At 47.9% G+C, this 24,963-nt stretch carries 19 protein-coding genes; 14 read left to right on the top strand and 5 right to left on the bottom strand.

The window, feature by feature from the left end; genetic code table 11:
* Positions 1–144: 144 nt before the first annotated feature.
* The 4 genes from L0Y31_RS07950 to L0Y31_RS07935 all read left to right on the top strand — a co-directional run bounded on the left by L0Y31_RS07950 (position 145) and on the right by L0Y31_RS07935 (position 4,161).
* Entirely contained in the window at positions 145–450 is a 306-nt protein-coding gene (locus L0Y31_RS07950) for an HU family DNA-binding protein (RefSeq protein WP_234736586.1), read from the top strand.
* Positions 451–529: 79 nt separating this feature from the next.
* A complete protein-coding gene (locus L0Y31_RS07945) occupies positions 530–1,369 on the top strand; it encodes a tetratricopeptide repeat protein (protein WP_234736585.1) in 840 nt (279 codons plus the stop codon).
* Between the two features lie 397 nt (positions 1,370–1,766).
* Positions 1,767–3,326 carry an Rne/Rng family ribonuclease gene (locus tag L0Y31_RS07940; RefSeq protein WP_234736584.1) on the top strand — a complete coding sequence of 520 codons (1,560 nt, stop codon included), beginning with the start codon at positions 1,767–1,769 and terminating at the stop codon, positions 3,324–3,326.
* A gap of 109 nt (positions 3,327–3,435) precedes the next feature.
* Positions 3,436–4,161 (top strand): TVP38/TMEM64 family protein, encoded by a 726-nt coding sequence (locus L0Y31_RS07935; protein WP_234736583.1) that lies wholly within the window; start codon positions 3,436–3,438, stop codon positions 4,159–4,161.
* A gap of 2 nt (positions 4,162–4,163) precedes the next feature.
* Here L0Y31_RS07935 and L0Y31_RS07930 read toward each other — a convergent pair whose 3' ends face one another.
* Together L0Y31_RS07930 and L0Y31_RS07925 are read right to left on the bottom strand one after the other, a co-directional pair.
* A complete protein-coding gene (locus L0Y31_RS07930; protein ID WP_234736582.1) occupies positions 4,164–5,225 on the bottom strand; it encodes an NAD-dependent epimerase/dehydratase family protein in 1,062 nt (353 codons plus the stop codon).
* Between the two features lie 21 nt (positions 5,226–5,246).
* A complete protein-coding gene (locus L0Y31_RS07925; protein WP_234736581.1) occupies positions 5,247–7,190 on the bottom strand; it encodes a KUP/HAK/KT family potassium transporter in 1,944 nt (647 codons plus the stop codon).
* A gap of 235 nt (positions 7,191–7,425) precedes the next feature.
* Here L0Y31_RS07925 and L0Y31_RS07920 point away from each other — a divergent pair, with 235 nt between their 5' ends.
* Complete coding sequence (locus tag L0Y31_RS07920) at positions 7,426–9,330, top strand: hypothetical protein (RefSeq protein WP_234736580.1); 1,905 nt, start codon at positions 7,426–7,428, stop codon at positions 9,328–9,330.
* A 31-nt stretch (positions 9,331–9,361) separates the two neighbouring features.
* Here L0Y31_RS07920 and L0Y31_RS07915 read toward each other — a convergent pair whose 3' ends face one another.
* Positions 9,362–10,711 carry an Nramp family divalent metal transporter gene (locus tag L0Y31_RS07915; protein ID WP_234736579.1) on the bottom strand — a complete coding sequence of 450 codons (1,350 nt, stop codon included), beginning with the start codon at positions 10,709–10,711 and terminating at the stop codon, positions 9,362–9,364.
* A 228-nt stretch (positions 10,712–10,939) separates the two neighbouring features.
* Here L0Y31_RS07915 and L0Y31_RS07910 point away from each other — a divergent pair, with 228 nt between their 5' ends.
* The 8 genes from L0Y31_RS07910 to L0Y31_RS07875 all read left to right on the top strand — a co-directional run bounded on the left by L0Y31_RS07910 (position 10,940) and on the right by L0Y31_RS07875 (position 21,143).
* Positions 10,940–11,596, top strand: a complete 657-nt coding sequence (locus tag L0Y31_RS07910) for a metal-dependent transcriptional regulator (protein ID WP_234736578.1) — start codon at positions 10,940–10,942, stop codon at positions 11,594–11,596.
* Between the two features lie 34 nt (positions 11,597–11,630).
* Complete coding sequence (locus L0Y31_RS07905) at positions 11,631–12,707, top strand: LptF/LptG family permease (RefSeq protein WP_234736577.1); 1,077 nt, start codon at positions 11,631–11,633, stop codon at positions 12,705–12,707.
* A 27-nt stretch (positions 12,708–12,734) separates the two neighbouring features.
* Positions 12,735–13,634, top strand: a complete 900-nt coding sequence (locus L0Y31_RS07900; protein WP_234736576.1) for a DMT family transporter — start codon at positions 12,735–12,737, stop codon at positions 13,632–13,634.
* On the top strand, positions 13,634–15,097 hold the full coding sequence (locus L0Y31_RS07895; protein WP_234736575.1) for a DUF6056 family protein: 1,464 nt from the start codon (positions 13,634–13,636) through the stop codon (positions 15,095–15,097). The genes L0Y31_RS07900 and L0Y31_RS07895 overlap by 1 nt, the downstream gene beginning before the upstream one ends.
* Before the next feature lie 2 nt (positions 15,098–15,099).
* Positions 15,100–16,794: a hypothetical protein gene (locus L0Y31_RS07890; RefSeq protein ID WP_234736574.1), complete on the top strand. Its 1,695-nt coding sequence runs from the start codon at positions 15,100–15,102 to the stop codon at positions 16,792–16,794.
* 9 nt (positions 16,795–16,803) lie between these two features.
* Complete coding sequence (locus L0Y31_RS07885; RefSeq protein ID WP_234736573.1) at positions 16,804–18,558, top strand: hypothetical protein; 1,755 nt, start codon at positions 16,804–16,806, stop codon at positions 18,556–18,558.
* Between the two features lie 109 nt (positions 18,559–18,667).
* Complete coding sequence (locus tag L0Y31_RS07880) at positions 18,668–19,657, top strand: glycosyltransferase family 2 protein (protein ID WP_234736572.1); 990 nt, start codon at positions 18,668–18,670, stop codon at positions 19,655–19,657.
* On the top strand, positions 19,647–21,143 hold the full coding sequence (locus L0Y31_RS07875) for an MBOAT family O-acyltransferase (RefSeq protein WP_234736571.1): 1,497 nt from the start codon (positions 19,647–19,649) through the stop codon (positions 21,141–21,143). Before L0Y31_RS07880 ends, L0Y31_RS07875 begins: the two co-directional genes overlap by 11 nt.
* Before the next feature lie 9 nt (positions 21,144–21,152).
* Here L0Y31_RS07875 and L0Y31_RS07870 read toward each other — a convergent pair whose 3' ends face one another.
* Positions 21,153–21,773 carry a cysteine hydrolase family protein gene (locus L0Y31_RS07870; protein ID WP_234736570.1) on the bottom strand — a complete coding sequence of 207 codons (621 nt, stop codon included), beginning with the start codon at positions 21,771–21,773 and terminating at the stop codon, positions 21,153–21,155.
* A 323-nt stretch (positions 21,774–22,096) separates the two neighbouring features.
* On the opposite strand from L0Y31_RS07870, the gene L0Y31_RS07865 reads away from it, so the two are divergent.
* Positions 22,097–22,600, top strand: coding sequence for a hypothetical protein (locus tag L0Y31_RS07865; RefSeq protein ID WP_234736569.1), 504 nt, complete (start codon positions 22,097–22,099; stop codon positions 22,598–22,600).
* A gap of 77 nt (positions 22,601–22,677) precedes the next feature.
* Here the strand turns inward: L0Y31_RS07865 and L0Y31_RS07860 are convergent, their stop codons facing one another.
* Complete coding sequence (locus L0Y31_RS07860) at positions 22,678–24,804, bottom strand: prolyl oligopeptidase family serine peptidase (protein ID WP_234736568.1); 2,127 nt, start codon at positions 24,802–24,804, stop codon at positions 22,678–22,680.
* Positions 24,805–24,963 lie beyond the last annotated feature (159 nt).

Genomic DNA, 24,963 nt, shown 5'->3' with positions numbered 1-24,963 from the left:
ATAATTCGTAATGTGGTGTAGTTGAGAAGAAAAAACCAAAATTAGTGTTTCATCTCTAGGGATAATGCTCTACCTTTGTACTCCCAATTTTTAGAGGAATTTAAAATTCCAACAACTAATTGAACCTTAAAGTTTAGTAAGAACGTGACGAAAGCAGACGTAATCGCAGAAATTGCCGAGAAGACAGGGATCGACAAGGCAGATGTTCAGCACACTATCGAAACGTTCTTCACCGTGATTAAAAATAATCTGGCGAAGGACGAGAACATCTACGTGAGAGGTTTCGGTAGTTTCATTAACAAAAAACGCGCACGGAAAGTGGCACGTAACATCTCCAAAAACACGGCGATGGTCATCAACGAGCATTACATTCCAAGCTTCAAGCCCGCCAAAGTATTTGTTGAGCAGGTAAAAACAGCGGTAAAACGCGACGAGCAAGTCTCGGCTTAAAATGAGTTTTGACTTTGGCTCTTGGTATTAATTGGTTAACAGCCGGTGCCAAAAGTCAGAGTCAAAAATCAAAAGGAGTATGAACAAATCCATTCTTTTGGTTATTGGTGTTGCCTCGCTGCTAACGGTTGGACTGTATAGTCTACCTAAGGTAGTGGTGAGCAGCCAGGATCGGAAGTTGGTAAGCGACCGGACAACCACGCAAGCGGCTATGCCAGACTCTGCGGCCAGCTTGCCCGATAGTGCGTCCATGCACCAGCAACCGCTGAATGCGGCCCAACAGAAAGAGTTGGAACGCTTCAAAAAGAATTTTGCAACTGCCACCGTTAATCAGAAAGCACCAGCAGGTGCCGAATTAATTGAAGCCTACCGGAAGATTAGCCGCTTCGATAGTGCCGCCCGAATTGCCGAAGAACTGGCAACCCTGGCTCCCACCGAAGCGAACTTATTGAAAGCAGGTGACCATTATTACGAAGCCTACGGGTTTGCTGCCGATGCAAAAAAAGCATCGGCGCTAGGCCAGAAAACCCGGGAAGTTTATCAGAAAGCACTTGATAAAAATCCCGCTCTGCTGACCGCTAAGGCTAACATGGCAATGACCTATGTGACGACTGAAACGCCCATGCAGGGCATTATGCTGTTGCGGGAAGTTTTGGAACAGGATCCAACCAACGAATTGGCTCTGTTTAACATGGGGCTTCTGTCGATGAGATCGAGTCAATGGAGTAAGGCGGCGGAACGCTTCCGGGCCATTCTGACTACGCATCCTGACAATTCAAAAGCACAGTTTTATCTGGCTATCAGCCTGAGCGAGCTGGGTAAAAAAGACGAGGCGCGGCAACTGCTGGCACAGGTGAAACAAACAGAAAAAGATCCTGCCATCCAGCAAGCCATCCGCGAACTCGAAAAAGAACTGTAACGCGGACGTTTACGCCCGCTTTTGCCGTACTGGGTTACACGAATGTTCGCATTCGTGCTCTATCAATTATTAATTAAAAACACATTTACAACTATGCCTTGCGGAAAGAAAAGAAAACGCCACAAGATTGCTACACACAAGCGGAAAAAACGCCTGAGAAAAAATCGCCACAAGAAGAAATAATTGTCGGATCGTCCTTGTGGGACGGAAATAACCGATAGAAGCCGACCAATCGGGTGAAAGAGTAACATTTGATAGCCAAATGTTACTTTGCCAGCTAGCTCAGAGTAGGAGTGCTGTTTTTCACCGCCGCGATAGGTCGGCTTTTTTATTCTATGGTTATTCTGGCACTATTTCGATAAGTAATTTACCGGCATTTTAACCGCATATTCATCTTGTGAGTAACGAATTAGTGATTAGTTCGACTCAGAAAGGTGATCGGATAGCACTTTTGCAGGACAAAAGACTGCTGGAGTATCACGTTGAAGAGTCTGACAGCAGCTTCACCGTTGGCGATATTTACTTAGGAACTGTAAAGAAATTAGTGACGGGACTCAATGCTGCTTTTGTAGACATTGGGTATGAAAAGGATGCTTTTCTGCATTACCTCGACCTCGGCCCGAATATTAATTCGCTGAACAAATTCACCAAAGATGTTATCGCTAAACGGGCTAATACCGGCCGGCTTAATAGTTTCAAGCTGGAACCCGAAATTGAAAAACACGGGAAAATTGACAAGGTATTAGCTAAAAATGCACCGATTTTGGTGCAAGTAGTAAAAGAACCCATCTCGACCAAAGGACCACGACTGTCGTGCGACATTTCGATTGCGGGTCGGTATCTGGTACTAGTGCCCTTTGCCAGTTCGGTCAATATCTCCAAAAAAATTACAGATAAAACCGAACGGACTCGCCTTTTGCGTTTAATGTCGTCCATTAAACCGCAAAATTTTGGCGTTATTGTCCGTACTGTGGCCCAGGGCAAAAGTGTTGAAGAGCTTGACCGCGATTTGACCAACTCCCTCGAAAAGTGGGAAAAAGGAATTGCAACACTACGCGACGCAAAACCCCGCGACCGTGTGATTGGTGAGATGAACCGGGCTTCGTCCATCCTGCGTGACATGCTGAACGAGTCGTTCGACAGCATTGTCGTTGATACCCGCGAGATGTTCGATGAAATTAGAACGTACATCCAGGAAATTGCTCCGGATAAAGAAAAGATCGTTAAGCTGCATAATGGCAAAACGAAAGTATTCGAGCATTTGGGATTGGAAAAACAGATCAAGTCGCTGTTTGGCCGTTCGGTCAGTCTGCCAGGCGGAGGCTATCTGATTATTGAACACACCGAGGCGTTGCACGTCATTGACGTCAATAGCGGAAACAAGTCGAACTCCGAAGAAGACCAGGAGGCTACGGCCGTCAGTGTTAACAAGGAGGCGGCCAAAGAAATTGCCCGCCAGCTTCGGCTGCGCGATATGGGCGGTATCATTGTCATTGACTTCATTGACATGAAAAAGCCCGAAAATAAAAAGATGATTTTTGACGTGATGCGGGAAGAAATGACCACAGATCGCTCGAAATTCACGATTTTACCACTGACCAAGTTTGGCCTCATGCAGATTACGCGGCAACGCGTACGTCCTGAAATGAATGTTGTAACCCGCGAAGTCTGCCCATCCTGTGGCGGCACCGGCACCATTCAGGCCAGCATTCTGATTACCGATGTTATTGAAAATAACTTAGAGTATATTTTGACCAAGCAGAATGAACGGGGCGTGATCATTACTATGCATCCATTTCTGCACGCATATTATACGAAGGGCTTTCCTTCACGCCGCATGAACTGGTATTTCAAATACAAAACATGGGTAACAGTGGTAAAAGATAGCTCGTTTGGCATCAATGAATTTAAGTTCTACCATAAAAATGGTGAGGAAATTGAAATAACAGCGAGTTAACTACAAATACACTCCTTTTGGAAGGCTGCCCCTCGAGGGGCAGCCTTCCTCATTTAAACTAACTTCTGCCTACCGGACTGGTTATTATATAAATACTAGTTTGCGTAAGATGACAAGTTCCAGCGATTCAACCAATTCTGATTTTCTCAAGCACCTACCTTTGTTTGTAACCGGCGCCTTAGCGTTAGGTATTGGTATTAGCTATGCCGCGATTCCCGACTTTCGACAGTTTTTAAGCGAGGCTTTCACCGTTCTTACCAGCGATGACGAACAGCGAATTACGAAATGGGTTTCGCAGTTTGGCTGGCTGGGGCCACTCCTGCTTGTGTTTGCCATGATTGCGCAAATTTTCATGATCGTCATTCCTTCCTGGGCGCTGATGGTCGTAGCAGTACTGGCCTATGGCCCTGTTTGGGGGACCCTGCTTTCGCTGTTATCGGTTGTTATCGCAGCGGCGGTTGCCTATTCAGTTGGGAAATACGTTGGCAATGTGGCTGTCAAGAAATTAGTCGGTGACAAAACCGAGGAGAAAATAGAAAACTGGGTGAAAGAACATGGTTTCTGGGCCGTAGTCTTAGCCCGGGTTTCTCCTATTGTTTCCGGCGACGCCATCAGCCTGGTCAGCGGACTAACGGAGATGAAATTCTTTCAATTCATTACTGCCACGCTGGTAGGTGTTACGCCCCTAGCGGTTGCCATTGGCTTTTTTGGGGAAAATACAAGCCGACTAAAAGAAGGTTTTATCTGGCTTTCTGTCGCCAGCGGATTAATTTTTGTAGGCTATTTGCTTTATCAACGGAAAAGAAAAAAGGGACGAACCGAAGCTCGTCCCTGATCTTACTTAAGAATCGGCTCTAAGGCGGCCCGATTTTCGTCTAGCCACTTCGTAATATCAGACACGATTTCTTTGATACCTAATTCCGGCTTCCAGCCCGTTAGGTTGGTTACTTTGGTGTTATCGGTAACGTACAGCCGAATGTCAGCCGCCCGGTTTTCCGAAACCTGGTTGATTGGAATGGTTTTGCCTGTTACTTCCTGACAGATTTTGGTCAATTCCTGCAAAGAAGCGCTGCTTTCGACACCGCCCCCCGCGTTGAGAATCTGGCCGTTTACTTTATCCATGTTGTGCAGCTCCCAATCGATTAAGCGGTAAAGATCAGCGATATGGAGCATGTCGCGGGTTTGCTTGCCTGTTCCGCCGTAACCAATATAAGCCAGCTGCTGCTGGAAATAATGCTTCGCGATCCAAAGGACCATAACGCCCTGATCGACCTTACCCATCTGCCACGGTCCTGTAATAACACCGCAACGATTGATAACCGTTTTCAGGCCGTAGAACTCATTGTATTCCTGAATCATCAGTTCCGACGCCAGCTTTGTCGCGCCGTAAAGCGACCGGGCTCCGTCCAGCGGAAAGTTTTCAGCAATTCCTTTTGATGATACGCCCGGTACAGGTTGGTCGTCGGTCAATACAAAGCGGGTGTCGGCTTCCTCGTAGTTCAGCGTCTCGATGGCTTTGATCGGATAAACCCGGCTCGTCGAGAGAAAAACGACGTTTGCTTTCGATTTCTTCGCGTAGTTTAAGCAGTTGATAGTCCCAACCAGGTTGGTATTGATCAGGTAGTCAGGCGTTCCGTCAAGCCCAGCCAACACAGAAGGTTCGGCAGAGGCTTCAATGAGTGCATCAACCAGCGGCAGGGAGTCAAAGTCTTCTTTGTTCCGAATGTCACCATGCACAAAGTTGACTCCTGCGCTGCTCAGACGGGCAACATTTAGTTCAGAACCCTTCCGCTTCAGGTTGTCGAGTACGTAAATTTCGTAGTGTGGATAGTCCCTTTTCAGGGAAAGTGCCAGCGAAGAGCCGACAAATCCGGCTCCGCCGGTAATTAATAGCTTCATAAAAATGGGTGATTTTCAAACTCAACTATAAATCCGCTTCAGTTTGACATTTTCGACCGGGCGAATAACAAGCGGTACTTTTTCGATTTTCACCGAGCTACTGTCAAGGCCAAACCAACGGTCTTCGGGCGTTGTAAATCCTTTGACGTAGAAATAGATATCCATAATGATCCGCTCGCTAAACGGCAAATCATTTTCGTAAGAAAGGAATTTTTCGAGCACGACAAACCGAAAATCACCAATCACATTCTGACGGCTCAGGGATTCGTAACGGCTCGTAATATCCACCTCCTTGTTTTTCACCAGGTCCTCGATCACTTTGCGGAAGTAAAGATTAATCCGCTGTTCCATCCGGAAACCAAGCCGGAAGGTTACTTTGTAAACGTCATCGGGTGCGATGGTGTTTACTTTGTATTCCATGGTATACGGATCATCGGTAATATCGACATGGACAAACCAGTAGATATCAGCGCGCTTGGGCCGCTTCTGGAAAATAGAATAAATAATTTTTGATTCAATTTCCGAGGCGCGGGCCGCATTACTCATAAAGACCAGGTGCGTGGCGTATTTTGGAATACTAATGTCGCGGCTCAATTCCTTAAAAGGCTGAATATACTGGTCAATTTTCACGTATTCCGTCAGGCGTAACTTGATCTGGAAAGACCTCAGCCAGATATACATCAACGTAGCAATCGCAATGGCAATCAGCAAAGTAACATAGCCTCCGTGCGTGAACTTAATCAGATTGGCAACCAGAAAAGAGCTTTCGAAGCCCAGATAAACCAACAGAAACAAAACTACACCCCAAGCCTGGTACTTTTTGATATAGAGGTAATAGGCCATCAACATGGTCGTCATCAGCATGGTCAGCGTGATGGCCAGACCATACGCAGCTTCCATCCGCGCCGATTCCTGGAAGTACAGCACTACGCCAACGCAGCCCAACCAGAGTAGCAGGTTAACGCTAGGCACGTACAATTGACCTTTCTGTAGCGATGGATAAACCAACCGCACTTTAGGCCAGAAATTAAGCCGGATGCCTTCGCTGACAAGTGTAAATGAACCACTAATCAGGGCCTGGCTCGCAATGATTGCTGCAGCGGTAGCAATGGTAATTCCTATGATCAGAAACCAGTTAGGCATCAGTTCATAAAAAGGAATGCGTTCGCCTAACGTTTGTCCCTGAATGCCCAGATACCAGGCGCCCTGGCCCAGATAATTTAGCAGTAAACAGGTTTTTACAAACACCCAGCTCACCCGAATGTTACCCCGTCCGCAGTGGCCCAAGTCTGAATACAGTGCTTCAGCCCCACTCGTACAAAGGAAAACAGACCCCAATAGCCAAAATCCACCCGGATGCTGCGCCAGCAGCCACCAGGCATAATAAGGATTAACTGATTTGAGAATCGAGGGATCATCAAAAATATGAATCAGCCCCAGTGTGCCCAGCATGGAGAACCAGATCACCATGATAGGCCCAAAAGCCCGCCCAACCGTGCTTGTCCCCAGCGCCTGTACCAGAAAAATAAAGGTCAGGATGCCAATAACAATGGGAACAGTCGGAATATTAGGGTAGATAATGCGCAACCCTTCGACGGCCGAAGCAACCGAAATCGGCGGTGTAATAATTCCATCGGCCAACAGCGCCGAGCCACCAATGATAGCCGGAACAGTCAGCCAACGCGCATGCCTCCGAACCAGCGCATACAACGCAAAAATCCCACCTTCACCCCGGTTGTCAGCCCGAAGAATTAGTATGACATACTTAACGGTTGTTTGTAGAGTGAGGGTCCAGATAATGCAGGAGAGTGCGCCGTAAATGACGTTGGCATCAATTGGAGTATTTGTACCAGTGACCCCTTTGAGAACGTACAGAGGTGATGTCCCAATGTCGCCGAAGATGATACCGAATGCCACGAGTATACCAGCTGCCGTGGCCTTGTCCATCTGCCTTTTATCTTCCATACTGAATGTGCTTAGTAGCAAGCACGGCTTCATAAAGTTCGGCAAAGATAACAGCTAAAATCGTTCTGTAAGGTGGGGGTTAATTAAATTTGCGCCCGGGCAAAAAGTAGGCATTTAGGGCCTTTTAAATCTTTCACATAACAATGAAGGCTTATAATTATTTTTATATTTTAGAGAATGAAGCTATCTTAAACCTATCTTTCTCAGAATGTAGCTATCCATAAAAATATAGAAAATGATTCCTGCTAACGGTCGCTTTTCTCAGCGGCAAGTTTATCCATTTCCATTCATTCGTTTGGCAGGCACTTTTCTCTTAATTGCTTTACTTTTTGATCGTTGGTCTGTTTATAACCAACCGCAGAACGGACTGGATGGCTCCTGGACAATCGGCCTACACCTGGCCCGGCAGCTTGGCTTGATCCACGGCACTGAATTTGTATTTACCTACGGCCCAATGAGTTGGCTGATTACTCGCCTACCCATTGCCGCTCCCAGTTGGGGAATTGTCGCGCTGGATTTCGTTCGATTTGCAGGAATGGGACTGGTAGTTTGGTGGGCGCTAGGCTCCCGTCCGCAGCTGATTCGCTATCTGGTTCTTTTCGTTTTGGCGGTTATTCACCGGCAAACATCTGGCGAGGAGCATCCTTTCGTACTGTATTTTTTGATTTTAGCCGCACTGGCCTGCCACCGTAGAACGGGCCAGCGATGGCTCTTGCCGGTTGCCATAAGCCTGTCTATCTTAACATTTTATTTAAAGGTAAATGTTGGTCTGGTAACCGTCCTGAGCGTCTTGTTCTATGTAGTTGCCGAAACCCTTTCAGGGCGCATCAAGCTCGTCACCTGTGCCGCTGCCTTGCTGGGTACATTCGGCCTTTTGGGAGTAAGTGCCTGGTTCTTACCTGTGAAGTTAGGTCCTTATCTCTTAGCTAGTTGGCAGATTATCGATTCCTATAACGATGTTATGTATCTGATAACGGACCGACGAATTTTACTGGTCGGGCTTGGCATCACCGCTTTGTCAGTGGGGGTGCTTTTTTACGTAATCTGGCGAATCTGGAAATCAGGTACCCTAAAACAAGCGCGGCAACAGGATGGAACCCTTTTACTCCTGGTTTTATTGCAGTGCTTTGTACTCTTCAAAGAGTCTTTCGTACGGGCCGACTTGTCGCATATTGGCTTGTTCTTTAAATATGCCTTACTGCCTTATGGGCTATTAGCGCTCTTCGCCGCCACTCCTTTGCTTCGGCAGTTGGCCTTCTTGCCCATCGCTCTCATAACTGGCCTAGCGCCAATCTGTGTTCCTTATCACTGGGAAAGCAACTTTTGGTATCGCTGGGTACCCCAGTGGTCCGCTTATATTCAGGATGTGGTTAATCCTCAGAAGCCAAGCCTAACGCCTAGCCATAGCCACTGGCCTGAGCGCTGGCTTACTCAGTTGCGGGGTAAACGGGTCGATTGCATTCCGTATGACATTGCGGCTATTTACGCCCATCGGCTTACTTATGCGCCCCGCCCCGTTATTCAAACCTATCAGGTAACCAACGCTTATCTGGACTCGCTGAACGCCAATCATTTCTTATCTGAACGGGCACCTGATGCACTGCTCATTAATTGGTCCTCTACAGATGACCGCTCTCCCTTTTCGGATGAGACAGTAACAAAGCTGGCGCTCTTGCAAACCTACGCCGTAGCTGATACCAGTAATGGGTGGCTCTTTCTCCAGAAGCGCCCAAATCCTTTGAAGCTTGAGCCTGTCAAGACAGAAACCCAGTCCTGTTTACTAAACCAGACATTGCCTGTTCAGGATAGCGCTAATACTCTACAGCTTTGGCAACTACAGGGTCACTATAACCTGGCAGGTCACACTTCGCGTCTGCTTTGGCAACCGCCACACCTGAAACTAGAGCTTACCTATAAAGAAGGGAATCGGGATACGGTTAGAACGGCGTTGCCTTTGCTAAAAGCTGGCTTGCTATTTCCAGCGCACCCCCGCAGTCTGGCGGAATTTGCGCAGTATTTCAGTAAAAAAGGGAGAACCAATAATTACGTCACGAAGGTGCGCCTACTAACCGAGGGCGTTTCCCGTTTCGGATACAAGGAAAAAATGAGCCTGACCAAACGGTATTATCGCCTTGACTAAGCCCGTACGAGCGCTGCTGGTTTTGATTGATTTAGAAACCGATTATCTGAGCCAGAAGAACGCCATTCAAACCGATTATAAGCACGGCTACCACCCAGCTAATTACCTTTATCCACTTCGGATTTACAAAAGGACCCATTTTCAAACGGTCGCTGGTGAACTGAACCAAAGGCACCACCGCGAAACTTAGCTGAATAGACAAAATCACCTGACTAAACACCAGCAGATCAGCGGTTCCTTTTTCGCCGTAAAGAATGGTTACAATCAGGGCGGGCACAATGGCAATCAAGCGCGTAATCAAGCGGCGTAACCAGGGTTTTAGTCGAATGTGCAGAAAACCTTCCATCACAATTTGCCCCGCCAAGGTCCCGGTCAGCGTTGAGTTCTGGCCGGATGCGAGTAAAGCGATGGCAAAAAGTGTACTGGCCATCGTAGCACCCAACACTGGATTGAGCAAGGCATGCGCGTCGGTAATATCGGCAACGTGCTGATTCCCTGAGAAGTGAAAAGCCGCCGCGGCTAACACCAGAATGGCAGCGTTGATGAAAAACGCGAGAAACAGCGATACTGTGGAATCAATGGTTGCGAACTTAATGGCATTTCGTCGGCCTTCTTCGCTGCGCGTGTAGTTGCGGGTTTGTACAATGCTGGAATGCAAATACAGGTTGTGTGGCATTACGGTAGCGCCCAAAATTCCAATGGCCACGTACAACATTGCCGGATTGGTAATGATTTCACGCTTCGGAATCAACCCACCCGCAACAGCGCTCCAGTCGGGACTAGCCACGATCACTTCGTAGGCAAAACAGCCCAAGATAATGAAAATGAGCCCCGCCACTAGTCGTTCCAGCCAGCGAAATCCTTTGTTTTGCAGATATAGCAACAGCAGCACGTCTACTGCCGTGATGCATACCCCAACGGTGAGCGGAATCTGAAAAAGTAAATTTAAGGCGATAGCCGAACCGATGACTTCGGCCAAATCGCAGGCAGCAATCGCTACTTCGCTCAAAACCCACAAGACAATGGCCGTTGGTCGGCTGTAATGATCCCGGCAAGCCTGGGCCAAATCGCGGTCCGTGGCAATGCCCAGTTTCAAAGCCAGGTGTTGCAACAGGATAGCAAACACGTTGGAAATCAGGATCACAGAAAGTAACGTATACCCAAAACTAGACCCGCCAGCAATGTCGGTTGCCCAGTTTCCCGGATCCATATACCCCACGGCAACCATCATTCCTGGCCCGATAAAGGCCATCAAACGCTTCCAAAAAGACCCAGTCTCAAATACCGGCACACTAGCGTGTACTTCCGGAAGAGAATTGTCTACATTTTTCGATTTATCCTGGCGATTCGATTCGGTGGTTGAAAGTACTGATGCCCCCATAATATTTTGTGCGGAAGACCTCTATCCAATTTTTTAGGCTACCAATTCACTATTTTGACTTGCTTATATAACAGCTTAAGTGTAACAAGACAAATATATAAAATGTTTTCTAAATAAAAATTTAGACTAATCTAAAAAATAATAATTGTGTAATAAAAATGTAAATTTGTTGGGAGACCGATTTGTTAACCTGCCGATTAGCTGAATACTTAGCTGGTAATGTGACTTATGCATTCATTCACTGAGGAGAATTATTTAAAAACGATTTATTACCTTTCTACCCGGCAAGAGGGCGAGGTAACCACCAATTCGCTGGCCGAAATGACATCGACAAAGGCCGCGTCGGTGTCGGACATGCTGCGTAAATTATCCGAAAAAAGCCTTATTCATTACAAAAAGTACCAGGGTGTTCGCCTGACTGAAGAAGGCAAACGGCTTGCGTTGAAAGTAATCCGGCGCCATCGGTTGTGGGAAGTTTTTCTGGTCGAAAAGCTGGGTTTTGGCTGGGACGAAGTACACGAGATGGCCGAAGATTTGGAACACATTCGGTCGGAGGAACTGGTAGAGCGCCTGGATGCCTACCTGGATTATCCGCAATTTGATCCCCACGGCGACCCAATTCCCAGCCCGGCGGGTCAGATGCCGGAAGTAGAATACCGTAAATTATCGGAGATTCCGGTTGGTCAGGAAGTGCAGGTGATGGGCGTACTGGAGCATTCGACGGAATTTTTACAGCATCTGGACAAAACTGGCCTGAATTTGGGTTGTAAGCTTAATGTCCAGGACGCTAATTCGTTCGACAAATCGATCTCCGTGCAGATCAATGGTGAAAAATTGTTATTTGTTAGTAACGAAGTAGCTCGAAATCTTTTAGTCAGTCGTTAGTAGAAAGGCAGTAACTGACACTGGCAAGCCAATTATGAAGCTCTTAGACAAATATATTCTTAAGCAATTTCTCCTGACGTATCTTTTCGTGGTTTTGATGATCGTGCTGGTTGTTGTCATGATCGATTACACGGAGAAAGTGGATGATTTTTACAAACACAACGCTCCCACGGATAAAATTCTGTTTGATTATTACCTCAACTTTATTCCGTATTGGGCCAATACCATCAGCCCACTCATGGTCTTTATTGCGGCAGTTTTCATGACGTCCCGCATGGCGGCCAAATCAGAGGTTATCGCTATTCTGAGTTCGGGCGTTAGCTTTATTCGCTTTCTGGTTCCTTATTTTATTGGGGCGCTTATGCTGGGGGTAGCTACGTATTTTCTGGTGGGCTGGATTATTCCGCGCGCCAACAAAACCCGGATCGCTTTCGAGCTGAAATACATCAAAGATCAGTTTACGTATTCTGGCCGCAATGTTCACCTGAAAGTGGCTCCGGACGTTTATGCCTATCTGGAAAGCTACAACAATCAGGTTAATACGGGCTATAAGTTCACGCTGGAGAAAGTCAAAGACAACCAGTTGCAGCAAAAACTTTCCAGCGACCGGATTGAGTGGAACATGCAAAAAAAGAAGTGGACCATTTATGATTATTCGATCCGTACCATCAATGGCTTGCAGGAAACCATCACGCGCGGCCCGAAAGTGGATACGCTTCTGAATATGTATCCGTCGGATTTCGACAATCATTACAACCTCTACGAAACCTTTACATTTCCAGAGCTGAACAGTTACATTGAACTCCTGCAAAGTCGGGGGGCCGATGGCGTCGAGACCTACCTGCTCGAAAAATATGCCCGCCAGACCCGGCCTTTCGCCATTATCATTCTCACCGCCATTGGCGTCATTATGTCGGCCCGGAAAAGCCGCCGGGGTGTAGGCTGGCAGGTGGCACTGGGCTTTATTCTGGCTTTTGTGTACCTCTTGTTTTTCATGATGGCCAAAGGCATTGCCGAATCCGGGAATATGAATCCGTTAGTGGCGGTCTGGCTGCCAAATGCTATTTTTGCGGCCATTGGCTTAATCCTGTACCATACGATTCCAAGATAAAAATTGGCCGACCGTAGCCAACGCTCCATGCGCACAAAACCAACGCTTAAAGATTACCTGCACCTGCATTTTATTGTGCTGATTTGGGGGTTTACGGCCATTCTGGGATTGCTGATCAGTGTTTCTTCGCTTCCTCTGGTCATGTACCGGACCTTGCTGGCCACGCTCGGCTTGGGTGCGTTGTTGCTTCTGCAAAAGAAATCCTTTGCCGTTCCGACAGCAGATCGTTTCAAGCTCTTGGGAACCGGTGTTATCATTGCGGTGCATTGGGTGGCTTTTTTCGGAGCGGCCCGCATTGCCAACGCTTCGGTCTGTCTGGCCGGTATGGCCACCTGCTCGCTCTGGACGAGTTTGCTTGAGCCACTGGTTGTTAGACGCCGCATTCAAACGCTGGAAGTTGGACTGGGTCTGGTTATTATTGCCGGACTTTACATGATTTTTCGGTTTGAATTTGATAAAGCCCTGGGGCTATCGGTTGCTATTTTCTCGGCCATGTTAGCCGCTGTTTTTTCCATCATTAACAGTCAATTTACGCACCGCTATCCGGCTCAGATAATAACCTTTTACGAAATGGGCGGTGCTTTTCTGGGTTCATTGCTAGGGCTGGGGTTATATTTGGGACTTTCGAATGAACCGATGGCCATAATCCCGGCTCCCAACGACTGGATCTGGATTGTCATTCTGGCTCTAGTATGTACTGTTTATGCCTACGCTGCTTCTGTTAAACTCATGCGTAAGTTTACAGCCTTTGCGATCAACCTGACGGTCAATCTGGAGCCGGTTTATGGCATCCTGCTGGCTTACCTGGTTTTTGGCGAAAGCGAACGCATGACAACAGGATTTTACGCCGGAACACTGGTCATCTTACTGGCTGTACTCGCCTATCCAGTGCTGAGTCGGCATTTTAATAAGGTAATTGTTGAGTAATGAATGTAGCTTTCTTACCACGGCTGATCGTTGGAATTATTCTGACGGGCTGCCTGTTTCTGGCGGGTTTTCTGTTAGTCGTTCTGGCTTTCTACAATCATCCCTCCCCCACCGATGATTACTGTTTTACGGATACCGTAATCAAGTTCGGATTCTGGCAGGCACAGGTTTTTTATTACAACGGTTGGACCGGGCGTTTTTTCCATAACTTCATTGTCCACACCAATCCCATGGTGTGGGGCTGGATTGACGGGTACCATGTTTTTCCGATTCTGGTGCTAGGCTTGCTGTGGTCCAGCTTTTACGTATTGGCCCGCCAGCTCACCCGCCACATTTTATCGCCCGTTGATCAGTTGGTTATGGCTTCCGGCGGCACTTTTTTGACCATAACGAGTCTGGCGACCATTGCGGAATTTTTTTACTGGTATACCGGACTAGCCTGTTATTCGCTCTCCTGCATTTTTCTCATTCTGTTGCTAGGCGTGTTCATTATTCATGACCGCCATAAGTTCCAGTTTTCAACGCCCCTGTTCATTGCGGAGGCTTTTTTGGTCATGGGAATTATCGGTTCCAGCGAAACCAGCATGGTTATGGCCATGTCCCTGTTGGCCATGCTGCTGCTTTGCATGGTGCTGTACCGACGTAAGATTCCGGTTTCGTTTATTTCTTTGCTGGTTTGGGCCGTGATCTGCTGCTTTTTTCTGCTTCAGGCACCCGGTAATGCTGTACGAATGTCAGGAAATCCACAGAATCAGAACCTGGTTTTTTCGGTGGTGGAGACGCTTAAATACAGCTTAGGTTATTTTCCAAAACTGCTGGTCAAAACACCTATTCTGCCCTTATCGCTGCTTTTCCTGCCTTTGGCTTTTCGGCTTACGGAAGGACGGAGCGTGGTGCGGCCTTATTTTTTCGTGCATCCGTTACTGGCCTTGCTTTATTTTGGTTCAACCTTGTTTGCCTTGACGTTCCTGCACTTCTGGGCGGTTGGAATTCCACCGGTTGCGCGCTTGATGAACGCCGTTAATATCGTTTTTATCCTTGGCTGGTTCTACAACCTCATTATCTGGGTCCGGGTGTTTCGGCAGCGCATCGGCGACGTTTCTCTCTTGACTGACTATAATTGGCCCCTGGTTGCCGTGGCTGGTTTAGGGCTTCTTTTCACTACCTATGCCAATTCAAACCTGAAAATGATGTACAGCGACTGGCGGTCCGGTCGGGCTGCTCAGTATGATCTGGCCATGAAAGCGCGTTACCAGCAAATGGCCGCTAGTCCTGCCGATACGGTGGTTCTGGCTCCTTTGGCCGCTTTTCCCGCCTCTTTGGTGCTGGAAGACATCACCCCAAATCCGCAGCATCTCTGGAACAAATGCTGGGCTAGTTATTATCACAAAAATGGGGTGCGTCTAGGCGAAGTCAACGCACAGGCCGTTGGAGACAGCACCACCCAACTTCAGACAAAATAACCATGATGCACGTTTCGGAGCCGCTCAAACGGATTTCTCCGGTTTTGATCGCCCTACCCATCGTTTGTTTTACGGGGCTTTTGCTAAACTATGCCGTCAACGTTCCGTGGATGGATGACGTCGAGTCGTTTATCGGCTTTATGCTGACGTATCTTAAAACGGATCAGCTTTCCGACAAGATTTACTGGTTGTTCAAGCCCAATAATGAACACCGCATTCTGTTTGCCAAACTCGCCACCGTCGGAATGCACAGCCTAACGGGTGAAGTCAACTTTCGCGGATTGATTTTTATTGCTTTCGGCTGTTTGCTCGGGCTGCTTTTTTATTTCTTCCGCATTTTTCAATCGCTACGCCTGCCCCTGTTGGCGTTTCTACCCGTTCCGCTCTTATTGCTTCAGCCTCAGTTTCACCTGACCAGCAATTGGGCGATCACGGCCCTCCAGCACGAAGCTGCCGCTTTTCTGGTTTTTAGCAGCCTTTATTTGCTGGCGGAGCAGACGTCTAAACGCTTCGGCGGCGCGTTGCTGGTTCAGTTACTGGCCTCCTTTTCCATGAGTAACGGATTGTTTGGCTGGGTAGCGGGGGCCGGGGTTTTGCTGGTTCAGCGCGAGTTTAAAAAACTGGCGTTCTGGTTGGGTATTGGTGCCGCAGCGATCTTTTTCTATTTCCACGATTTTGCCAATCCCCAGGGCAATGAAAGTAGCATCGGCTTTTTTCTAAAAAATCCGCACCTGGTTTTCTTCGGCTTTTTCACATTTCTCGGCGGCCAATTCGATTTTTTCCCGGAAGCCGAAATTTTCCGACGGAGTATTTTGCCCACACTGGCGGGTTTCGCCCTGCTGCCAACCCTTCTTTTCCTGCTTTGGAAAATGCTGTGGCCCTGGCCTAAATCAGTCCTCCACGCCCCTATCGACCTGGCAAAACGGCGTTACTTCTTCGTTGGCGGATATGGTTTCTTACTCGTGAATGCGGTGGTTGTAGCCTTTTTGCGTCCGCGATTTGGCTACAGTGTCATGCTTATTAGCAATTACATGCTGTATCCGTCGCTATTGGTGTGTCTAATTTACCTGAACCTGCTGAGTGAAGCCAAAAACAGCAAGTGGCTAAAACGCTATGTTTGGGGCGGAATCGGTATCGGTACGCTTGTCTGGGGAGTCATGTATTTCTGGCACTTGCCCGCTCTGGCCGAGCGTAAACAGCGCATCGAAGCGTTTGCTTTTAACCAAAAACACAACGGCAATGGCCTCGGCGCTATGGTAGGTACTACGTACGGCACCTTCATGAAGCAATGGATGGAAGGCGCTGTTAGCCAAGGATTTTACCGCTATCCCGATAATATGTTTACATCCTCGGCGGAGAAAGCGCTCCTGGCTCCGATTCCGACTAAGCTGGACAAAAACTTGCAGTTCAAAGTCGAAGAGCAAGGCGATAGTTTCTGGGTTAGCTCCTTTGATGGACCAGTTGTGCGCGGTTCGCAACGCGCCTGCGTCATTGTAAAGTCGGCAGCGCATACGTATCTTTTTCCGATTATCACTCAGTTTCGTCCGCGGCCTTTCTACCTGAATGGCCCTGCCAGCGGTCTAGCTGCCGAGGTGCTGAAGTCAGCGCTGTATCCGGGTACCTACCAAGTTGGGTTATACATTGCTCCCGATCCGTCGGGCATTGTTTATTCATCTCAGCAAATTACCATTCCATAACCACCGTCCATGAAAAATCGCTACCGCCTCATCCAACACCCTGCGCTCATCTGGCCAATCTTGCTCGCTCCCATTCTGCTTTTTGCGTGGTGGACGGTTCGCTACGCCGTGAACATGCCGTATCAGGATGATTTTGACGCGATTATGGGACCGGTAGCCGAGCTGTCGAAAGGGCCCGGATTCTGGAAAAGTCTGCATATTCTGTACGTGCAGGACGATGAACGCCGCATCATTGTTGCCCGCCTTATCGCGTACCTGATTTATCTGGTTAACGGGATTCACGACCACCGGATCCAGATTTTTGTGGGCTGTCTGGCGCTACCGGGTTTGTGGTTGCTGTTTGCTAAAACCATTAGGCGGTTAGGAATGGCGTGGTGGGCTGTCGTTCCGGTTTCCCTGATTCTGTTTCAACCGCGTTATTACGAAGCGGTGCTGTGGAGCATGCTGCCAACGCAGCACCTCAGTGTCTATTTTCTAATTTTTTGTACGCTTTATCTGGTCGCAAAACCGCAGCGCTGGGCATTCATTGCGGCAATCATTACGGGAATTATAGCCATCGGCACCGACAGCAACGGCTCTTTTGCCTGGGCAATAGGCATTTTGATTTTGCTTTATCAGCAACGCTATCGGGCACTTATCATCTGGGTAGTCAGCATACTGCCGTTCCTTGGGCTATACTATTACCGCCTGGAAATTCCGGCTTACCGCCCCAAACTAACCGACAACCTGATTCAACTTCCGGGCGTGGTCATCCAGGAGTTTTTCGCTTTTCTGGGAATGCCTGCCGATCCTGGCTTCAAATTCTCGCTGAAACTACGCTTGCTGGTCACAACGGTGGTGGGCGTTCCTCTTTTTCTGGGAGCAGCTTATTGGCTGTTGGGCCTTTTAAGTCAGTACAAAATTATTCGCTGGCCCATGGCCTTGCTCATTCCGGCCGAGCGCGTTCGTCGGTTCCCGCAGCCGGTTTTGTTCCTGACCGGAGGCGCTTTGATTCTGCTTCTTACGATGCTGGCCTACGCAACAGCGCGGGCGGGCGACGGCATCGAGGATATTTACATCAGCCGCTACAAACTTATATCCAGTCTAACTTTGCTTGTTTTGTATGGTCTGGTGCTGGCGGGGGTGCCCCAACGGTTGCGTCGATACGTAGCTGGCGTTTTTGTTGGTATTGGGCTTCTTTTTTTCACGTCGGGGTATTTTCAGTATTTCGAACACATGGTTAATTTCCGGCGGACTCTGCTGGTCGATGCCTACTCCTGGCAATATACCCGGACTTTACCTTCGTCTCCTATTTATTTGTCATTCCGCGAGGCGGTTGATAAGTTCGTTCTGATGGCACTGGAAGCCAAAACGTACCGTTTTCCGGAAGGAATTTACACCGGTTTAGCCGCATTGGCCAAACAGGACACAGCTGCTCGGCAGAGCCTGATTGCCCAGATTTCACCTGATTCCAATTATTTAACTATTCTGGATGAGCGTTTTGAGCGCGGTTCCGGTCTCGATGACGGTGCTTATACCGTTCTGCACTCAGATTCATTAACTTATCTTTTTCCTACGCTGCAAAACCGCAATGGGATTCGCCTTTTCCTGACCCAGGGTCGCTATTTTGCGCCGGGCTATGAATCAACGCCCATTCTGTTAAAATCGCTTCGGCCAGGAACCTACCGCGTTGGCACGCTGGTTGTCCGGGAGCCCCAGCGAGAGGTTATTTATAGCAACTGGAAGTTGCGCGTAAGTACTAAAAATGTCCAATTGAACCAGTGAGTATCAGCGCCATAAAGTATACGTTTCCTAATAAAACCCAATTTGGTATGGAGGCGTTAGCGAAAAGGTGTAATTTTGAGCTCAGTATAAGACCAACCATCGACTAACTTTGTCTGCACCACAGATTTCCATCGTAGCGCCCCTCTATAACGAGCGTGAAACGTTTCCGCTTCTGGTTGCTCGTTTAAATGCCCTAATGGACACGTCACCGCTTTCAATTGAGGTAGTTTTGATCGACGACGGCAGCCGAGATAACACGGCACAGCTCATGCAGCAGGTTGCCCTGACCGATGCGCGTTACCACTGTATCTTCCTCTCGCGTAATTACGGTCACCAGATTGCCCTGACGGCTGGCATGGCCACGGCCCGGGGCACGGAAGCCTTATTTGTTATTGACGGAGACTTGCAGGACCCCCCGGAGCTTCTACCACAGTTCTACGAAAAGTACAAACAAGGCTATGATGTAGTCTATGCCGTTCGCAAAAAACGGAAAGAAGGCTTTTTGAAGAAAACTGCTTATTTTCTGTTCTACCGCTTCATGAAGTCTATTTCCTACGTCGATATTCCCCTTGATAGCGGTGATTTTTCCCTAATTAGCCGCCGCGTCGCTGATGTACTGAATAAAATGCCGGAAGAAAGCCGATTTATTCGGGGAATGCGGACCTGGATTGGTTTCAAGCAGGTCGGTGTTGAGTACGAACGCGATGCCCGCGCAGCCGGAGAGGCAAAATACACGTTCAAAATGCTGCGTAAGTTGGCATACAACGGGATTTTCAACTTCAGTGAATTTCCGATCAAATTTGTTACGCAACTTGGGGTGGCTTCTATTGGTATTGCGGTCATTTACTTCATCCAGACATTGATTAAAAAATATGTCTTTAACGATGTCCCCGAAGGCTTCACGGCTATGATTTTTCTGCTGATCCTCTTCAGCGGGGTTCAACTAATTGCCTTGGGATTGATTGGTGAATACGTGCTGCGTATTTTCTTCCAGACAAAAGGGCGGCCTTTGTATGTCGTTCGAGAGGTGATTTGCGAGCAGGAACGCCAGTTAGATAGAAATTTTTTGATACCGGACGAGCAGAAAAATGCTGTTTAATTCATTACAGTTCCTGCTTTTCTTCCTGGTTGTTACGCTAGCGTATTACAGTCTGTCGTGGAAAGGACGCTGGGTGCTACTTTTGTTAGCGAGTTGCTATTTTTACCTCGTTTTCAAGCCAGCCTACATCCTCATTCTTTTCCTGACCATTGTCATTGACTACTACGCTGGCCTGTGGATTGAGCGAACGCAGGGCTCCAACCGCAAGTGGTTGCTGATTATCAGCCTGATTTCTAACATCGGGATTCTGGCTTTTTTTAAATATTTCGGGTTCTTTACCGACATTGCTGTTACTTTTCTTGATCAGCTAGGTCTGGATGCGGCTGCCCAGCGAACCAACAGCGCGGGTCTGCAAATTCTGAACAAAGTTCTGCTGCTGTTTGGCCAGCAACCCGCTACGTCATTTGCCCTTGTCGAAGCCTTTCTACCGATTGGCCTGTCGTTTCATACGTTCCAGGCCATGAGCTACACGATTGAAGTTTACCGGGGTAATCAGAAAGCAGAGTCCCATTTCGGGATTTATGCGCTGTATGTCATGTTTTACCCGCAATTGGTAGCGGGACCCATCGAACGGCCACAAAACGTACTGCACCAGTTTCACACGTATTTCAAATACGATTTCGAAAATGTCAAGGCTGGATTGATGCAGATGGCGTTTGGCTTTTTCAAGAAAGTAGTCATTGGCGACCGGCTGGGCCTGATCGTCGATCATGCTTACAATAACTCCAGCGAACACAATGGTCTGACACTGCTGGTAGCCACCCTGGCTTTCACCATTCAGATTTATTGCGACTTTTCGGGCTACTCCGACATTGCCATCGGCTCTGCCCGAACCATGGGTTTTACGCTCATGGAGAATTTCAGAACGCCTTACTTTTCCCGTTCCATCGCTGAATTCTGGCGGCGCTGGCACATTTCACTTTCCACCTGGTTCCGGGATTATTTATATATTCCTTTAGGGGGAAACCGCGTCAGCCAGAGCCGACGCTACCTGAATGTATTTATCGTCTTTTTAGTCAGCGGCTTGTGGCACGGCGCGAGCTGGAATTATATTGTCTGGGGCGGCTTGCACGGCGCTTACCAGTTAATGGCAGGCTGGCGTGACAAGGCTCTGAGCCAATGGGGCATCAAGTTTCCGGAAGAAAACAAAGCGTATCAATTTTTCCAGCTTTCGCTAACGTTTATCCTGGTGATGCTGACGTGGGTATTTTTCCGAAACCGGTTTGCGCCAGTTGGCAACGCATTGGAAATCATCAGTAAAATTGTGTTTTCCCCTTTCGAAGGTCCGCTAAGCTCGCCGCTAAACACGACTGAACTCTGGTTCTGTCTTCTGCTGGTAGCGGCCTTGTTCTGGAAAGAAAAGTTCTACTTTACGATTCCAACGCGCAGCAACCTGGCCTTTTTTGTGGTATTCCCGCTGCTGTGCTTTCTGTGCTATTTATTTGGCGTCTTTACCTCAAACCAGTTTATCTATTTCCAATTTTAAGTTGGTTTGCTACGTGGCTGCTGGGGCCGTCTGGACCGTCAATTCCTGAAGGTCCAGTTGCTCCGATGGGGTTACATCGGCACCCAGTACCCGCTCCATGTAATCCAGCGACGCTTGCGTATGGGCTGTCGTCCCGGCAGCTACACAATCAGCCGGAACATAAAGACCAAAGTCGCGCATATAGGCATCATTGGCTGAGAAGAGCACACAAACATCTGCGCTAATCCCCGTCAGAATTAACCGCTCTACCTTCAGATACTTTAGCAAGGTATCGAGGGTTGTCTCGTAGAAAGCCGAATGTTTAGGCTTTATCATGAAATAATCGTCTTTTTCAAGATGGATGTATTTTGATAAAACCTGTCCACGCGCCTCGTCCCGAAACGATTGTTTGATGACTTCTTTAAAGTCTGAACGCCAGCGGCCAAAATTATCATTTACGTAAATAACCGGGATTTTCAGCGCTTTTGCCCGCTCTTTAAGCACAGCAATTTTTCGGGCTGCATCCAGGGTTGGATCTAAGAATTCAGGCCCTTCTGGAAATTCCAGGTCATTGATCATATCAATAATCAACAAAGCCACCGGGCAGGCATCCGGTGCACTACCATGTAAATCGTCACTTTGCTGTCCCATATATTACACTTTCATTATTTTAATCGATCTTAGAATAACTTAAACGCTCTGTGATCTGTTTAATGCTTCAACTTACTTTACCTAAACTATAGTTATAATCGTCCGACAAAATAAGGGAAAGGTCCTGCTTTCTAACTTTCGCTGACCGCCAGATAAATTAGTGTTACCGTTTATACCTGAAATGTACACTTCATCCTAAGATAATACGGGAAAATACCTATTTTCCGGCAGCCATCCGTTTTCGAGTAAAACTACGCTTGCGCTACCACAAAAAATCCAATTAACTTTGCATCGTTAACAACAACTAATCAATCCACACAAAGATGAAAAAGGCTCTCGCATCATTATTTGTAGCAGTTTTACTGCTTACCAGTGTTCAATCTTTTGCCCAGTTAGCTGTCGATAAAGGGACTAAGTTTATTAATGTTGGTGTCGGTGTCGGCGGCAATTATTTTTACAGTGCAGGCGTAGGCTTCAATGGCGCTATCGACATTGGCGTTGTCAAAGATATAACAGTAGGTGCTGCTGGTGGTTTCAGAAGCTTCGGTGACGGGTTTGGTGGATTTGATATTGGTGCTCGTGGCTCCTATCACTTTAATGATCTACTAAACTTGACGACCGATAAGGCCGACTTGTACGCTGGATTAGGTGTTACTTTTTTCAAATACACAGGTCCGTACTCAAGCTTTTATAATTCTTCATTCGTTACTGTTCCTGTCCACATTGGGGGGCGTTATTTCTTCTCCGACAATCTTGGTGGCTTTGCAGAACTCGGTTCTTCGATTTCAATCCTGAAAGTAGGCTTAACGTTCAAGCTGGGTCAGTAACCAATAGATGCTTTTTTGTACCAATGCAAAACGCTCCGACAGTCTGCCGGAGCGTTTTTGTTTTTAGTAGCTAACGTTTATTTACTGGCGACTTCCCGCAGGCTTTTCACACCCATGTTCCAGAGCGTAAAAGCATAGATGTCGGCCATCGTTTCAATGTTCTTTTTCGTATTGCTCGCGCCGTGTCCCGAGTTCGTTTCAATCCGAATCAGGGCCGGGTTTGGGCCTTGGTAGGCAGCCTGCAACGTAGCGGCGTATTTAAACGAATGCGCGGGCACCACCCGGTCGTCGTGGTCAGCCGTCGTGATCAGCGTTGCCGGATAATTCAAGCCGGGCTTGATGTTGTGAATGGGCGAATACGCATAAAGCGCCTTAAATTCTTCCGCATTATCGCTGCTGCCATAATCAGCAATCCAGTTCCAGCCGATGGTGAACTTATGAAACCGAAGCATGTCCATCACGCCCACCTGCGGAATAGCTACCCGAAACAAATCCGGGCGCTGGTTCATCACGGCCCCCACCAACAAACCACCGTTGGAGCCGCCCCGAATGGCCAGTTTTTGCGAGGACGTGTATTTTTGGGCAATTAGGTATTCACCGGCCGTAATAAAATCATCGAAAACATTCTGCTTTTTAAGCTTCATGCCTTGCTCGTGCCATTTCTCCCCGTATTCGCTGCCCCCACGCAGGTTGGCTTGGGCATAAACGCCACCCTGCTCCAGGAACGGAATCAACAGCGGATTGAAGGAAGGCGGTAAACTAACATTAAACCCACCGTAGCCGTACAGCAACGTCGGATTGTTCCCGTCTAGTTGCAACCCTTTCCGGTACGTGATGAACATCGGCACTTTAGTACCGTCCTTGCTGGAGTAGAATACCTGCTTTGTTTCGTAGTCCGTGGGCTTGAAATCGACTTCCGGGTTGCGGAACACGGTCGCTTTTTTGGTAGCTAGGTCGTAGCGGTAAATCGTTGGCGGGAACGTAAAGGACGAAAACGTAAAAAAGACAAATTTATCATCGCGTTGACCGCCGAAACCACCTGCTGTTCCGACGCCGGGCAACTGAATCTCGTTTTCCAGTTTTCCTTTCAGATCGTATACATATACGCGTGAGGTTACGTCCTTCGAGTACTCAACGAATAACTTGCCCCCTGCCGAACCAACACCGCCTTCGGTGATCGGTTCAGGCTTTTCAGGAATCAAAACCGAAAATTTCTTTTGCTTAGGATCGTACGAAAGCACTTTGCTATTGGGCGCTTTCTCATTGGTCGACACAATCAGTTGGTCGCCGTCGTTATCCACTACGCTGTAGCTAAAATTCGTAATTTCGGCTACGACGGGCGTAAAATCTTTTTGTCCAGCCTTTGCATCCAGCATGAATAAAGCGTTGCCATCCAGCCCCTTACCGCGATCACTAACGCTTAGAAAAACAAATCGTTCGTCTTCGGATGTATAGGCAACATTAAACCGCTGCGGATTCGCTTTGTCTTCAAATACCAGCCGGTCTGCCGACTGGGGCGTGTTCATTTTATGGAAATAAACCTGGTGGTTTTCGTTTTTAGCTGCTAACGCCGAACCTTCGGGCTTGGGGTACCGGCTATAATAAAACCCATCGCCCTGCCAGGCCGCACCCGATACTTTTACCCACTCAATTTTGTCGGACAAATACGCTTTGGTTGCCATGTCCATCACTTGGTATTCCTGCCAGTCGGAACCCGATTTAGAGAATCCAACGATGGAGTGACGACCGTCTTTTGACAGACTAAATACCGTAAGTCGGGTGGTGCCATCCGCCGAGAGTTTATTCGGATCAATCACCACTTCCGGCGCTCCGTTCAATCCTTTCTGGCGGTACAAAACCGATTGATTTTGCAAGCCATCATTTTTGTAAAAATAGAACCACTCTCCTTTTCGCGATGGAGCTGAATACTTCGGGTAATTATAAACTTTCTCGAGGCGCTCCTGCAACTGCCTGCGGTAGGGAATTTGTTCCAGATAACCGAAGGTAACTTCATTCTGGGCCTTTACCCACGCGCCCGTTTCCGCCGACCGATCATCCTCGAGCCAACGATAAGGGTCGGTAATCTTGGTACCGTGGTAATCATCTGTCTGGTCTACCTGGCGGGTCTGGGGGTATTTCAACTGAGCTTGAGCAAGCGAGGCTGTCAACATAAGGGACAATCCAATTAGCGTTGGTTTTAGCATATTGCTGATGGTAGTAAGGTAAAATCAGGCTATAAAGTTCGTTATAAATAGAAGCGATTACAAGCCTAACTGCCCATAACTAACTGGAATAGACTGACTCTAACCAAGGTTTGATTTGTAGGTAATCGGTAAAACTGTTAACTTACCAGTCCTTTACCG

The organism is Tellurirhabdus bombi (assembly GCF_021484805.1).
GTDB classification, from domain to species: Bacteria; Bacteroidota; Bacteroidia; order Cytophagales; family Spirosomataceae; genus Tellurirhabdus; species Tellurirhabdus bombi.
Note: the sequence above shows the minus strand (reverse complement) of the source record. Positions and strands in the feature narration are given on the sequence as shown.

Bases quoted from the DNA above. Each gene is read 5' to 3' on its own strand.
- L0Y31_RS07945 (WP_234736585.1), top strand. From the start codon at position 530: ATGAACAAATCCATTCTTTTGGTTATTGGTGTTGCCTCGCTGCTAACG.
- L0Y31_RS07935 (WP_234736583.1), top strand. From the start codon at position 3,436: ATGACAAGTTCCAGCGATTCAACCAATTCTGATTTTCTCAAGCACCTA.
- L0Y31_RS07930 (WP_234736582.1), bottom strand. From the start codon at position 5,225: ATGAAGCTATTAATTACCGGCGGAGCCGGATTTGTCGGCTCTTCGCTG.
- L0Y31_RS07925 (WP_234736581.1), bottom strand. From the start codon at position 7,190: ATGGAAGATAAAAGGCAGATGGACAAGGCCACGGCAGCTGGTATACTC.
- L0Y31_RS07920 (WP_234736580.1), top strand. From the start codon at position 7,426: ATGATTCCTGCTAACGGTCGCTTTTCTCAGCGGCAAGTTTATCCATTT.
- L0Y31_RS07915 (WP_234736579.1), bottom strand. From the start codon at position 10,711: ATGGGGGCATCAGTACTTTCAACCACCGAATCGAATCGCCAGGATAAA.
- L0Y31_RS07910 (WP_234736578.1), top strand. From the start codon at position 10,940: ATGCATTCATTCACTGAGGAGAATTATTTAAAAACGATTTATTACCTT.
- L0Y31_RS07905 (WP_234736577.1), top strand. From the start codon at position 11,631: ATGAAGCTCTTAGACAAATATATTCTTAAGCAATTTCTCCTGACGTAT.
- L0Y31_RS07900 (WP_234736576.1), top strand. From the start codon at position 12,735: ATGCGCACAAAACCAACGCTTAAAGATTACCTGCACCTGCATTTTATT.
- L0Y31_RS07895 (WP_234736575.1), top strand. From the start codon at position 13,634: ATGAATGTAGCTTTCTTACCACGGCTGATCGTTGGAATTATTCTGACG.
- L0Y31_RS07890 (WP_234736574.1), top strand. From the start codon at position 15,100: ATGATGCACGTTTCGGAGCCGCTCAAACGGATTTCTCCGGTTTTGATC.
- L0Y31_RS07885 (WP_234736573.1), top strand. From the start codon at position 16,804: ATGAAAAATCGCTACCGCCTCATCCAACACCCTGCGCTCATCTGGCCA.
- L0Y31_RS07875 (WP_234736571.1), top strand. From the start codon at position 19,647: ATGCTGTTTAATTCATTACAGTTCCTGCTTTTCTTCCTGGTTGTTACG.
- L0Y31_RS07870 (WP_234736570.1), bottom strand. From the start codon at position 21,773: ATGGGACAGCAAAGTGACGATTTACATGGTAGTGCACCGGATGCCTGC.
- L0Y31_RS07865 (WP_234736569.1), top strand. From the start codon at position 22,097: ATGAAAAAGGCTCTCGCATCATTATTTGTAGCAGTTTTACTGCTTACC.
- L0Y31_RS07860 (WP_234736568.1), bottom strand. From the start codon at position 24,804: ATGCTAAAACCAACGCTAATTGGATTGTCCCTTATGTTGACAGCCTCG.